Source organism: Arthrobacter sp. 24S4-2 (assembly GCF_005280255.1).
Classification (GTDB): Bacteria; Actinomycetota; Actinomycetes; order Actinomycetales; family Micrococcaceae; genus Arthrobacter.
Genome location: NZ_CP040018.1, coordinates 3,931,429 through 3,943,570 on the forward strand (window position 1 = coordinate 3,931,429; position 12,142 = coordinate 3,943,570).

At 65.1% G+C, this 12,142-nt stretch carries 11 protein-coding genes and 1 pseudogene; 9 read left to right on the plus strand and 3 right to left on the minus strand.

Annotation, left to right across the window (positions count from 1 at the left end; translation table 11 throughout):
* Nucleotides 1-330: 330 nt before the first annotated feature.
* Together FCN77_RS18215 and zwf are read right to left on the minus strand one after the other, a co-directional pair.
* Nucleotides 331-2,223, minus strand: a complete 1,893-nt coding sequence (locus FCN77_RS18215) for a transketolase (protein ID WP_254678618.1) — start codon at nucleotides 2,221-2,223, stop codon at nucleotides 331-333.
* Between the two features lie 45 nt (nucleotides 2,224-2,268).
* The gene (zwf, locus tag FCN77_RS18220) at nucleotides 2,269-3,753 is read right to left on the minus strand and encodes a glucose-6-phosphate dehydrogenase (protein ID WP_254678619.1); all 1,485 of its coding nucleotides are present in this window, start codon (nucleotides 3,751-3,753) and stop codon (nucleotides 2,269-2,271) included.
* Nucleotides 3,754-4,413: 660 nt separating this feature from the next.
* On the opposite strand from zwf, the gene FCN77_RS18225 reads away from it, so the two are divergent.
* From FCN77_RS18225 to FCN77_RS18240, 5 genes are all read left to right on the plus strand, one after another.
* Nucleotides 4,414-4,899, plus strand: coding sequence for a CBS domain-containing protein (locus FCN77_RS18225; RefSeq protein ID WP_175417305.1), 486 nt, complete (start codon nucleotides 4,414-4,416; stop codon nucleotides 4,897-4,899).
* A 97-nt stretch (nucleotides 4,900-4,996) separates the two neighbouring features.
* Nucleotides 4,997-6,109 carry a pyruvate dehydrogenase (acetyl-transferring) E1 component subunit alpha gene (pdhA, locus tag FCN77_RS18230; protein ID WP_137323409.1) on the plus strand — a complete coding sequence of 371 codons (1,113 nt, stop codon included), beginning with the start codon at nucleotides 4,997-4,999 and terminating at the stop codon, nucleotides 6,107-6,109.
* A gap of 11 nt (nucleotides 6,110-6,120) precedes the next feature.
* A complete protein-coding gene (locus FCN77_RS18235; RefSeq protein ID WP_368074343.1) occupies nucleotides 6,121-7,206 on the plus strand; it encodes an alpha-ketoacid dehydrogenase subunit beta in 1,086 nt (361 codons plus the stop codon).
* A gap of 12 nt (nucleotides 7,207-7,218) precedes the next feature.
* Nucleotides 7,219-7,626, plus strand: coding sequence for a biotin/lipoyl-containing protein (locus tag FCN77_RS27040; RefSeq protein ID WP_254678620.1), 408 nt, complete (start codon nucleotides 7,219-7,221; stop codon nucleotides 7,624-7,626).
* Between the two features lie 8 nt (nucleotides 7,627-7,634).
* On the plus strand, nucleotides 7,635-8,471 hold the full coding sequence (locus FCN77_RS18240) for a dihydrolipoamide acetyltransferase family protein (RefSeq protein ID WP_254678621.1): 837 nt from the start codon (nucleotides 7,635-7,637) through the stop codon (nucleotides 8,469-8,471).
* Between the two features lie 245 nt (nucleotides 8,472-8,716).
* Here the strand turns inward: FCN77_RS18240 and FCN77_RS18245 are convergent, their stop codons facing one another.
* Nucleotides 8,717-8,860, minus strand: a complete 144-nt coding sequence (locus FCN77_RS18245; protein WP_175417306.1) for a hypothetical protein — start codon at nucleotides 8,858-8,860, stop codon at nucleotides 8,717-8,719.
* Between the two features lie 605 nt (nucleotides 8,861-9,465).
* On the opposite strand from FCN77_RS18245, the pseudogene FCN77_RS18255 reads away from it, so the two are divergent.
* The 4 genes and pseudogenes from FCN77_RS18255 (at nucleotide 9,466) to FCN77_RS18270 (ending at nucleotide 12,138) form a co-directional block, all read left to right on the plus strand.
* A pseudogene (locus tag FCN77_RS18255) lies at nucleotides 9,466-10,157 on the plus strand (histidine phosphatase family protein).
* 24 nt (nucleotides 10,158-10,181) lie between these two features.
* Nucleotides 10,182-10,736: a DUF3090 domain-containing protein gene (locus FCN77_RS18260; RefSeq protein ID WP_137323410.1), complete on the plus strand. Its 555-nt coding sequence runs from the start codon at nucleotides 10,182-10,184 to the stop codon at nucleotides 10,734-10,736.
* The gene (locus FCN77_RS18265; RefSeq protein ID WP_137323411.1) at nucleotides 10,736-11,503 is read left to right on the plus strand and encodes an SCO1664 family protein; all 768 of its coding nucleotides are present in this window, start codon (nucleotides 10,736-10,738) and stop codon (nucleotides 11,501-11,503) included. Before FCN77_RS18260 ends, FCN77_RS18265 begins: the two co-directional genes overlap by 1 nt.
* A 431-nt stretch (nucleotides 11,504-11,934) precedes the next feature.
* Nucleotides 11,935-12,138 (plus strand): hypothetical protein, encoded by a 204-nt coding sequence (locus FCN77_RS18270; RefSeq protein WP_137323412.1) that lies wholly within the window; start codon nucleotides 11,935-11,937, stop codon nucleotides 12,136-12,138.
* Nucleotides 12,139-12,142: the final 4 nt, after the last annotated feature.

The following is a 12,142-nucleotide window of genomic DNA, read 5'->3' on the forward strand; positions in this document are numbered from 1 at the left end:
GAGAATCGGCCCTGGCTCTGTCGGGCTCATTGATCCCTAGAGCATGTCGACGCCCGTGCGATGCTCCGGCGGTTCCACCAGCCCCCTCGAGTCGTGCGCGTCTGGGAACCGGATGCCAACCGGTGGCCAGGGAGCCTGTTCGGCCCTTCTTGTCTCATCGCCTGTTCCGGCGGTACGCCTGGCCGGGGCGTGAGGTCATGTGTGGACCGGGCGGCCTCCGCAGGAGGCGGGGCCCGAGGAAGGACGGTCCTGTTGTTCATGAACGACGACCGTCTGATGTGGGAATCGGTGTAGCCAGCGTTGCAGGGCTGGACCTGGACGGTTCCACCTCTACGCTCCGACCAGGGTTCGGGCGGCCGCAGTGATGTGCCGGGCGGAGATGCCGGCCGCATCGAGCAGCTCCGCGGGTTTGCCGGAGGTGGGCAGTCCTTTGACGGCCAGTAGGGTGATGTGCAGGTCGGGGGTATCCGTTCCGGCGAGGGCCTCGAGCACGGCTGAGCCGATGCCGCCCTGGGGGTAGTGGTCTTCGGCTACGACGATGTGGCCTCCGGTGTCCAGACAGGTCCGGCGCAGGGTGTCCGTGTCGATGGGCTTGATGGAATAGAGGTCGATGACGCGGGCGTTGATTCCGGCCTCGGCGAGTTGCCCGGCGGCGGCGAGACATTCGTGCAGTGTCACCCCGGCGCCGATGAGAGCCACGACGTCGTCGGGGCCGGCATTGTGGACTTTGCACCCGCCTATGGGGAATTGTTCCTCCGGGCCGTAGATCACAGGGTAGGCTCCGCGGGTGGCGCGCAGGTAGGAGATTCCGGTGGTGTCGGCCATGGTCTGCACGAGCCGGGCGGTGGAGGGAGCATCAGAGGGGTACAGCACTGTGGAGGTGTGCACGGCGCGCATGGCGGCGATGTCCTCCAAAGCCATTTGGGAGGGTCCGTCCTGGCCGATTTCGACGCCGGCGTGGGTGCCCACGAGGCGGACGCTGAGCTCGGATACTCCTGCCATCCGGATGAAGTCGTAGGGCCGGGAGATGAGGAAGGCGGCGAAGCTGGAGGCGAACGCGAGGTAGCCGCGGACGGAGAGTCCGACGGTGGAGGCGATGAGTTGTTGTTCGGCGATGAACATTTCGAAGAAGCGTTCCGGAGCGGCCCCTTTGAATTCCCCGGCGTGGGTTGAGTTCCCGACTTCGCCGTCCAGGACGACGACTTCGGGGCGGACTGCCATAGCGGCGATCGCGGCCCCGAAGGCCGCCCGGGTTGCCACCCGATCGCCTACCTCCCAGCGGGGCAGGATGATGGCGGCCTGCGGGTCGGGCGTTATGGCGGGAGTGCCGGGTTCGGGCATGCTGGTGGTGATCTGCAGATGGGTGGGTCCGCCAAGGGCAGCCACGGCACGCTCGGCCATATCCTCAGGGAGCGCCTTGCCGTGCCAGCCGTTTTTGTCCTCCAGTTCGGACACACCCTTGCCCTTGATGGTCTTCGCCAAAATGACCGTGGGCTGGTCCGGATCAGAGCGCGCCCGTGTCAGGGCGTGGTCGATTGCGGTGACGTCGTGACCGTCGATGATGATGGCGTGGGCGCCGAAGGCCTTAACCCGCCCGGCGTAGCCGTGCATGTCCCATTGAAGTTCGGTAGGGCCGTCCTGCCCCAGCCGGTTGACGTCCACCAGTGCGGTGAGATTGCCGAGCTTGTAAAAGGATGCTTTGTCCAGGGCCTCCCAGATGGAGCCTTCGGCCAGTTCACTGTCTCCGCACAGCACCCACGTATGGTACGGCAGTTGGTCCAGGTATCGTCCGGCCAGGCATACTCCGACGGCGTCCGGCAGTCCCTGTCCCAGTGATCCGGTCGCCACGTCCACCCAGGGCAGGACCGGTGTGGGGTGGCCTTCGAGCCGGGCCCCGAACTGCCGGTAGGTATTGATCAGTTCATCCTCACCGACCACGCCGACTGCCCGGTACATGGAATACAGCAGCGGGGAGGCGTGTCCCTTGGAGAAGATGAGGTGGTCATTGTTGGGCAGCGCCGGCTGGTCCCAGTCGTAGCGGAGGTGCCGTTGGAGCAGGACAGCCATCAGGTCCGCCGCGGACAGCGACGACGTCGGGTGGCCGGATCCGGCCCGGGTGCTGCACCGGATCGAGTCCACCCGCAGCTGTTTTGCCAGGGCGTCAATAAGACCCGCCTGCCCGCTGTTCATGGGTGCCTGCGTCATGTCCTGATGATCGGTCATTCCGGTGCCTTTCGGAGGCTGTTGGGGGTCTTCTTGTCCGGTCCCTTATCCCTGCCAGGGCCGCCCGCCCCGGGGTTCCGGAAGGTGCCAGCTGGCCGGGGCGACGAGCCGATCAGTCCCGCTCGGACCCCAGGATCCCTTCCTGTAGGGCAGCGGGACGGGCGGGTGCGCCAGCAGTGGGGCGGAAATTTCCCAAAGGCGTTCTATTCCGCCAGCCTGGGTGAACAGGGTGTGGTCCCCGGTCATGGCGTCGTGGAGCAGGCGTTCGTAGCCCAGGAGCCCATGGGCGGCGGTGAAAGAGTCCGCGTAGTGGAAGTTCAGGGACGCGTCATCGAGTCTGGTGTCGGCCCCGGGCGCCTTGGTGCGAAAGCTGATCGAGATCGACCCGGGGTCGGAGAGTTCGAAGATCAGCTCGTTGGGCGCCTCCCGGCCGGAGGTACAGTCGGCCGGGCCGAAGAGGTCCTGCGGGGCTTTGGTGAAAGTCAGGGTGACGGTGTGCCGGCTTTGCGCCATCGCTTTTCCGGTGCGCAGGTGGAAAGGCACCCCGGCCCAGCGGCGGTTGTCGATCTCCATGGTGAGGGCGGCGAAAGTCTCCACCGTGGAGTCCGTTGCCACGCCGGGTTCTGCGGTGTAACCGTCGTATTGGCCCAGCACCGTCCGGGCGGGGTCCACGGGATTCAGCGCTTGGAAGACGCCTTCGGCCTGTTCGTGCAGTGAGGCGGCGTCCAGGCGCGCAGGTGCTTCCATCGCGAGGAAGCCGAGAAGGTGGAACAGATGGGTGACAACCATATCCCTGAAGGCCCCGGTTTGCTCGTAAAAATCGGCCCGGCCTTCAATGCTGAGCCGTTCCGGCACATCGATCTGGACATGGTCGATATGATCGGCGTTCCAGACCGACTCAAACAGACCGTTGCCGAAGCGGAACGCGAGGATATTCTGGACTGCTTCCTTGCCCAGGAAGTGGTCGATCCGGTAGATCCGGTCTTCAGCGAACACGGCGCGCAACTCCCGGTTCAGCGCCTTTGCGGAGTCGAGGTCGTGACCGAAAGGTTTCTCGATGACCAGTTTTGCGCCCGTGCCCAGGCCCGTAGCTCCGAGCATCCGGACCGTCGCAACGAAGGCATCCGGCGGGACGGCCAGGTAGATCAGGCGCTGAACCTTCCCTCCCAGGTCATGCTCGGCCCGGGCGACGGCGTCCAGCAGTGCCTGCGGCTCCGTGGGGGTAGCCGGAGCGAAGTCCAGATTGACCGCGAACGGCTCCCAGCTCCCGGCACCGCGTCCGGTCCGCCCGTAGTCCTCGACGGCGGAGCGAACATGGGCGCGGAAACCATCGGTGCCGGGCGCGTTATACGGCAGACCGGAGCCGATGATGCGGTACCGGGCCGGCATCATGCCCGCGGCGGCCAGGTGGAACAGGCCCGGGAGCAGTTTGCGTTTGGCCAGATCCCCGGTGGCGCCGAAGAGGATCAGCAGCTGGTCCTCCGGGACCGGAGAGTGGACAGCCCAGGAGCCCGGGCCTGTCGTGGTCACGCTGTGACCTCCATGCCTTCCAGCGGCAGCCCCCGGTCAGGGAGGTGATCACACAGTCCGCGCCGGCCCTGCGGGGCTGGTCGGCGATGAGGTAGAGACTGGCGACGCCCAAGCAGGCGATTCCGGCGGCATGGCCGCCTTGCACGTCGTGCGGGTTGTCGCCGCCGACGACGGCCCGGGCCGCGGTGACAGGTTCGCCGTAGGCCAGGGCGGCACGCCGCGGTGCCATCCTGGCCAGCTCGCCCCGGTCGGTGGAGTCCGATCCGTATCCGCCCAAGGCGAAGAAACGGTTCAGCTTGGAAGGGAAAGCAACCATCGAAACCTCGATCACAGGTGTGGAACTCTGGTCAGCTTCTGTGCCGTCAGCTTACTCTCGGGCGCTGGTACTGGCGCAAGGCCCTCAGATTGACTCATCCTCCTGGCTTACCGCCCGCTTCTTCGGCACCGGAACCATGCCCTTGACAGTGCCGGGACGTAGGAGTGGGATGAGGTCACTGCAATCGACGTGAAGGCCAGCCGTGGCAGGCGTATCACCCCGGAGGCCCTTTCCGCCGCGGGCGACATCTACAGGTCTTCGGCGGTAGAGATCCCCGAAAGGATGATGACAATGAGCGAAGTGCGCGGCCGCCCAGGTGCTCGCCATTCACGGAAGGTAGGACCATGGAAACAAGGATCGCCACCACAGCTGGTGGGATCATGAGCCGCCCCGTCGTGACCGTCCCGCCCGGAATGGGGGTCGGCGCGATCGCCGAGCTCATACGCAAGCACCGAATCAGCGGCATTCCCGTGGTGGATCCGGAGGACCATCTGCTCGGGCTGGTCAGCGAATACGATCTGCTGGCCAAGACCGGGGCCACGGCGGCAGAGATCATGACCACGGCCGTGATTAGTGTCAGTCCCGATACTGCCATCGCCGATGTCCGCCAGCTGCTGGTCAGCCAGCACATCGGTCGGCTGCCGGTCTTGTCAGGCGGGCGTCTGGCCGGCATCATCAGCCGCGGAGACCTCGTGGCGCTGCTCGCCACCGAATGGGTATGCGGCGTATGCGGCGAACCTGCCCGTGGTGAGCGTCCGCCGGACAGCTGTCCCAAGTGCGGCGGGGAGAGCACCGGATTCACACTGCAGGAGCAGCCTCCGGGGCCGTGAATGCCGCCACGTTCCCCCATCTGCTGCTGGAGGCGCCAGCTGCAGGTAAGGCAGCGCACCAGCGCGAACACAGCCCAGCACACTTGGAGGAGAGCACATGGCAGAACGACGGAAACCGGCAGCGGCGCGGGGGCACGACCCGGCGGCGGCGCCGACGACGGAGAACTCCGGGCATTCCCTCGCGGACGAAACCCCCGAACGCCTTCTGGGCTATTACGCCGATATGGTCCTGATCCGCAAATTCGAGCTCAGCGCCGACCAGATGTACAAACGCGCCAAGATCGGCGGCTACTGTCACCTGAACCTGGGCGAGGAAGCCACCGTCGTCGGGCTGATGGCAGCGTTGCGACCTTCCGACTACCTGTTTACCAATTACCGCGACCACGGTTACGCCCTGATGCGCGGACTGGAACCTGGGCGGGTGATGGCCGAGCTCTTCGGCAAGTCAACAGGGGTATCCAGGGGCCGGGGCGGATCAATGCATATGTTCGACACCGGAGCCCGGCTGATGGGAGGCTACGGCATCGTCGGGGGCCAGATTCCGCCCGCCACCGGCGCCGCCCTGGCGCTGACCTACCGCGGGGGCCCGGGACCGGACGCCGAGGTCGTGATGTGCCAGATGGGCGACGGCACCACCAACATTGGAGCGTTCCACGAATCACTGAACCTCGCCGCCGTCTGGCACCTGCCCATCGTGTACGTGGTCGTCAATAACCGGTTGGGCATGGGAACCACAGTCGAGGCCGCAGCCGGGGAACCCGAACTATACAAACGCGGCAGTTCATACAGGATCCCCGGTGAGCGCGTTGACGGTACCGATGTCGTGGCGGTGCGCGAGGGTGCCCGGCGTGCCCTGGACCGCGCCCGGCTGGCGCGCGAGCCCGCACTCCTGGAAGTCATGAGCTACCGTTTGCGGGGGCACTCGGTGGTGGACCCGGCGCGGTACCGCTCCGCAGCCGACGTCGAAACCGCACAAGCCGCGGATCCTGTCCCCATGCTGCGCCGGCGTCTGCTGGCGGCGGGCCTACTGGACGAGGCACAAGCACAAAGCATCGAGGCCGACGCAGACAAAAAGGTCACCGCTGCTGTGGCCTTTGCCGACTCCAGCCCGGATCCCACTCCGGATCAGCTTTTCGACTACGCATACGCCAGCCCGGTCGCGAACGCCGCCCACGCCCTGCCCGGCGAGCCCGCGGTGGTGATCCCGTGACCGATGATCCCATGAGCACCGGTCCCGCGACGCGAAGCCCCATCCCCAGCGAAGGAGCCACCATTCCCGTCATCACCTACCGACAAGCCCTTAACGATGCCCTCCGAGCCGAGCTGGCCCGCGATAAGAGCGTCATTCTGCTGGGCGAGGAAATCGGGGTCTTCGAGGGCTCATACAAGATCACCGCCGGCCTGCTAACCGAATTCGGCCCGGAACGGGTGCGTGACACGCCAATCGCCGAGGAAGGCTTCGTTGGGGCCGCGATCGGGGCCGCCATGCTGGGGATGCGTCCAGTGGTGGAAATCATGACGCTGAACTTTAGCCTAATTGCGATGGACCAGATCATTAATCACGCGGCCAAAATCTATGGCATGTTCGGAGGCCAGACGCCGGTACCGCTGGTGATCCGGATGCCCGGCGGTGGCGGCCAGCAACTGGCCGCCACGCACTCGCAGAATCTTGAAGTCTGGTTCGCGCATGTCCCGGGACTCAAGGTTGTTGCTCCCTCCACCCCTGCCGATGCAAAGGCGCTACTGCTCGCGTCGATTCGGGACAACGATCCGGTGATCTTCCTCGAGAACCTGTCCCTTTACAACACCAAGGGCGAGGTGCCCGACGACGATCGCGTGGCCGAGCTCGGCAAAGCAGCCGTGGCACGGGAAGGGTCCGATCTGACGGTGATTGCATACTCCCGGGCGACGACGGTGGCGCTGGAAGTGGCGCGCCAGCTGGGGGACGAAGGCATCTCCATCGAGGTAGTGGACCTGCGCAGCCTCCGCCCGCTGGACCGTCAAACGGTCTGCGCTTCGGTCCGGAAGACCAGCCGGGCCGTGGTCCTCGAAGACGACTGGCTCAGCTACGGTGTCGGCGCGGAGATCTCCGCCACCCTCATGGAGGGAGCCTTCGACTACCTGGACGCGCCGGTCCGTCGGGTGGCAGCGGCGGAAGTTCCGCTCCCCTATGCCAAACCCCTGGAGCTCGCGGCGCTGCCGAATGCGAATGACCTGATCAAGGTCATCCGCGAGCTCCTCGATGCCACCCGCTTCAGCCCGGCAGAAGCAGGCGCCATTGCCACCGCGACCGCGACCGTCACCTGATAGGAAGATTCCATGCCCGAAGTAGTCATGCCCAGGCTTTCCGACACAATGGAGGAGGGAGTGCTCAGCCGTTGGCTCAAAAACGAGGGGGACGTGGTCCGGCAAGGGGACGTGATCGGCGAGATCGACACCGACAAAGCCACAATGGACCTGGAAAGCTTCGACGACGGAATCCTGGAGAAGCTGCTGGTCCCGGAAGGCACCACGGTGGCGATCGGCCAACCCCTGGCCGTGATCGGCGACGGCAGCGGCACCGGCCGTACGCGACCTCCGGCTCCTGCGCCGGTCAGCACCGTCCCTTCGGTCCAGGAGGCTTCCGTCCCGTCCGCTTCGAAACCCGTCCCGGCGCCGGCCGGTGTCGACCCGCAGCGACTGCTGAGCTCCCCCTCGCCCGGCGCGAGGCTGCCCGGCACGGACTGAATCCGGCAATGATCACCGGCACCGGTCCGGGCGGGCGCATTGTGCGCGCGGATGTGGAAGCTGCAATAGCCGCGGGGAAAACGGAACAGACACACCTTGAGGAGCAAGCAAAGCCGACTGCCCAGGGCAAACAGCCGGCCCTGCCGCCGTCGTCCGACACGGACTCGGTAGAGGTCCCGCTGAGCCAGATGCGCAAAGTGACAGCGCGCCGGCTCACCGAAAGCGCAGCCGCACCGCACTTCTACCTAACCGTCGTGGTTGGCGTCGACGCACTGTTCCAATTCCGGAGCGAGGTCAATGAACGGTTCGCGGACCAAGGCATCAAGGTCAGCGTCACAGACCTGCTGGTCCGGGCGTGCGCCGTCACACTGAGGACACACCCGCAGGTCAACTCGTCGTGGGCCGGAGACAGGATCCTGGCGCACCGGCGGATCAACATCGGTGTGGCGGTGGCCTTGGACGAAGGCCTGGTGGTCCCCGTAGTCACCGGCGCCGATGCCAAGAGCCTTGACCAGATTTCCGCCGAAACCCTATCCCTGGCGGCCAAGGCCCGCTCCGGGACACTGGCCCTGCAGGAATTCACCGGCGGAACCTTTACCATCAGTAATCTGGGAATGTTCGGCATCGATAACTTCACTGCGGTCATCAACCCGCCCGAGGCCGCCATCCTCGCCGTCGGGGCGGCCACCAAGGAGCCGTTCGTCCGGGACGGGGAGCTGTGCAGCCGGAACATCATCAAAATCACCATGACCTCCGACCACAGGGTACTGGACGGGGCCACGGCCGCGGCATTCCTCAGCGACCTGAAGCGAAGGCTGGAGGATCCACTGCGGATTGTCATCTGAGCTGTGGAAATCGCCCGATCCAAGCCATGGCTCGGCTGTCGCGGATCTACAGGAATTCGACGATGGCGGGCACGTTGCCGAACGACACCAGGCAACCCGGCGGCGGATCCACAATCTCCGGGATGATCTCGGCGACAGTGGTTCTGAGTGCGGTCAAGTCGGCGATTTGCCGAGGGCGTGAGGTCGCTCGCGTGGCTCCTCACCTACCTGACGGGATGGCGTTCAGAGCTGAATCAATGGCGTGATTATTGCTTGGTGACGTGGATGGATTCAGGGTTGGCAAGGTGGGTGAGGGGTTTTCCCCGGAGGTAACGGCTGAAGTCCGATGCGATGATCTGGGCTGCCTTGATTGCGGTTTGTTTGCTGGCGCCGGCCAAGTGGGGTGTCATCACGATGTTGGGGGTGGTGAGGAGCCTGGCGCCGGTTGGGATGGGTTCTTCGGGAAATACGTTCCGATACCGACACCCGCGGCATCGCAGCGGCGCAGGCCGCCGAGTTGGCAAATCCATGACCTCTCGCGCCAGGGTTCCTGCGGGAGAACGCACCTGATCCAGAGCGCTTCGGGCGCCATCCGCAGGTTCGCGGCTGGGCCCTCAAGTGAGCCGGAATCCTGCAACGGGTTCTGACGCCGCACATTTCCCCTTGATGCGCTGAGCGAAGTGCGGGCCAGAAGCTCGTGCTCAATCTGCGTCCCTCAACCTTCGGCTTACGGGAACAAAGCCAAGTTCATCGATGGTCTGAGCGAGTTGTGTAGACGAGTACTGATATTTGTGCAGACGAGTACGGAAGATGACAAAAATGCCCGATAGCCGGTCCCCCACCGGCGCCAACCGGGCACGGCCGGGACTCCGGGACGCGCTGGCCGCCTCCCGAAACGGGGACACCCGTGTCGTGACCACCCTCGACCGCCTGTCCTCCATGCGGGGGTCGACTTCGGTCGGGGGTCCTTGCTGTGCCGGTTCTTCCGGTTCGACCGGGTGGTTAGGCTGGGTGAATGGCGACAGTTATCCTCGTGCGGCACGGCCGCACCACAGCCAATGCCACTGGACTGCTGGCCGGTCGGGCCGTCGGCGTGACCCTGGACCAGATCGGGCGGGACCAGGCGGCTCTGACCGGAGACCGGCTCGCGCCCGTGCCCTTAGTCGGGGTGGTGTCGAGCCCTCTTGAGCGTTGTCAGCAGACCGCCCAGCTCATCCTCGATCGCCAGACTGGCGCGCCGTACGCGCCGGTCGATCTCGATCTCACCGAGTGCGATTACGGCCAGTGGCAGGGCCGCACGCTCAGTGATCTCACGACCGAGGATTTGTGGCCGCTTGTGCAGTCGCAGCCGTCCGCCGTCGTCTTTCCGGGCGGTGAATCCATGGCCGCGATGCAGGCTCGGTCAGTGGCAGCGATTCGCCGCCACGATGCAGCCTTCGAAGCCGAGTACGGGCCAGGGGCCGTGTGGGTGGCGGTGAGTCACGGTGACATCATCAAGTCAATCCTCGCGGACGCGCTCGGCATGCACCTTGACCTGTTCCAGCGTATTAACGTGGGCCCCGCCTCCGTATCGATCGTGCGCTACGGCGCTGGTCGGCCGAGCGTCTATGCGACCAACACCGACGCGGGGATCTGTCGTGGCTGTCGAACGGCATCCACTCTGGCGATGCGCCGGTGGGCGGCGGTGCAGGGCAAAAGGCGCCATGAACCTCATGTGCCTAAAATACTGACATGCCTACACGTGTTCACGAGTTTGCCTGGCCTGATCGGGTCGTCGTTGGCACCATTGGCCTTCCGGGGGCGCGCACGTTCTACCTGCAGGTGCGCGCAGGGACGCAGATCGTGAGTATTGCCCTGGAGAAGCAGCAGTCGGCTCTGCTCGCCGAGAAGATCGACGAAATTCTCGACCAGCTCATCACCGTCGAGGGCAACCCCTTCAGCGTTCCCACGAGTACTCCCATTGAACTTGTCGACAATGACCAGCTCGAGGCCGTTCAGGAGCAGTTTCGGACCGGCGCCATGAGCTTAGGTTGGGACCCAACGACGGCGCAGGTCCTAATAGAGGCCTACCCCCTCACCGATGTCGATGCTGATGACAACGACGAATCCCTTGATGAGGACGGCGCTAACGAGACCGAAATGCTGCTGGTGCGAATGCCGGTCGGCACCGCCCGCGCATTCGCCCAGCGCACCCGTGAGGTCGTGGGCGCCGGGCGTCCGATGTGCCCGCTCTGCGGTTACCCCATAGACGCCGACGGCCACATCTGCACCCTTCCCGAGCTCTGATGCCAGCGCCGGACCTGGTGACCGCCGAGCTGACGCTCACCGGCCGCATCACGACGGCTTCAAACGCTACATTCCTGGGCAGCATCGGCGACGTGGTGGTCGTCTATAAGCCGATAGCAGGCGAAAGTCCCCTGTGGGATTTTCCCCACGGCACCCTGGCTCACCGGGAGGTGGCCGCCTACATGGTCTCGCAGGTCTTTGGCTGGGACGTCGTGCCGCACACCTGGCTGCGCGATGGTCCGATGGGCGAAGGAATGGTGCAGCTCTGGCAGGAGCAAGACCCCGCCCAAAGCGCCGTGAACCTGGTCGCGACGGACCACGTGCCGGAGACGGGCTGGAAATACGTTCTCGAGGGACGAGATGAGAACGGACGTATGGTCGCCCTCGTTCACGAAGACTCGCCAGCGCTCAGACGCATGGCGGTGTTCGACGTCGTCGTCAACAACGCCGACCGCAAAGGCGACCACATTCTTGCCATGCCGTACGGACACCGGCACGGCGTGGACCATGGGCTCACCTTTCACCGTGACCACAAGCTGCGCACGGTGCTGTGGGGGTGGCTGGGAGACGCTCTGACCACCGAGGAACGCGACAGCATCGATCGTGTCAGCGAAGGACTGCACGGTGAGCTGGGCCGAAACCTGGCGGACTTGCTCAGCGCCGAAGAAATCGCTTCGCTCGCCGCGCGCTGCGCCCGGTTGCGCTTGGCAGGGCGGTTTCCGGCTCCGAGCGGTGAGATGTCGGCGGTGCCTTGGCCGCTGTTCTAAGGGAATTACGGCTACGGGGCTTCGCAGGCTGTGTCACGTCGAGTCGTCCTCTGCGGGCGCGTCCGCGGAGCGGATCCGACGCCAGGCAAGAACGGTGCCTTAAGTCTTTTGACCGACTTTGATTGCGGCCACGAGTTTGGTCACTCGTTCGTTATGCAGCAAAATGCGGGCGGCATCATTCGACTTGGCAACCGGTGGCAAAAAGCGCATGGCCGCTAAGAACACGTGTTCTTAGCGGCCATCGCAGAAGGTCTCAGGGAGGTCAGGACCTACACATTGAACCTAAATTCAACGACGTCGCCGTCACGGAATAACCTCTGCTCTCACAACGCACTCATTATCTGGCCACGCCCCATCCCCTCGGGCAGGAATCCGGGGCCACAGCACCGCCACAACCCCTTCGTTCTCAGCCGTCCAGGTCCAGAACCCTGGTGACCGCCACGCAGACGCCGGCAGGGCGGCACTCCGGGCAGGCCGGGCCCGCAGCACAGCCGCGGGGGCTGGGAACGGAGTCAGCTGTTCAGAGCGTCGACGCCGAATTCAAGTCCTCCCTGCCGAATCTGAGCCGCGGAGGCCAGTTGCAGACGACCGAACTGAACCCGAATCGCAAAGCCTTCCGCCACGAGATCGAATAGCAGC

What these genes read in the sequence shown, in the direction of transcription:
- FCN77_RS18215 (WP_254678618.1), bottom strand. Translation starts at nt 2,223, where the DNA reads ATGACCGATCATCAGGACATGACGCAGGCACCCATGAACAGCGGGCAG.
- FCN77_RS18225 (WP_175417305.1), top strand. Translation starts at nt 4,414, where the DNA reads ATGGAAACAAGGATCGCCACCACAGCTGGTGGGATCATGAGCCGCCCC.
- pdhA (WP_137323409.1), top strand. Translation starts at nt 4,997, where the DNA reads ATGGCAGAACGACGGAAACCGGCAGCGGCGCGGGGGCACGACCCGGCG.
- FCN77_RS18235 (WP_368074343.1), top strand. Translation starts at nt 6,121, where the DNA reads ATGAGCACCGGTCCCGCGACGCGAAGCCCCATCCCCAGCGAAGGAGCC.
- FCN77_RS27040 (WP_254678620.1), top strand. Translation starts at nt 7,219, where the DNA reads ATGCCCGAAGTAGTCATGCCCAGGCTTTCCGACACAATGGAGGAGGGA.
- FCN77_RS18240 (WP_254678621.1), top strand. Translation starts at nt 7,635, where the DNA reads ATGATCACCGGCACCGGTCCGGGCGGGCGCATTGTGCGCGCGGATGTG.
- FCN77_RS18245 (WP_175417306.1), bottom strand. Translation starts at nt 8,860, where the DNA reads ATGACACCCCACTTGGCCGGCGCCAGCAAACAAACCGCAATCAAGGCA.
- FCN77_RS18260 (WP_137323410.1), top strand. Translation starts at nt 10,182, where the DNA reads ATGCCTACACGTGTTCACGAGTTTGCCTGGCCTGATCGGGTCGTCGTT.
- FCN77_RS18265 (WP_137323411.1), top strand. Translation starts at nt 10,736, where the DNA reads ATGCCAGCGCCGGACCTGGTGACCGCCGAGCTGACGCTCACCGGCCGC.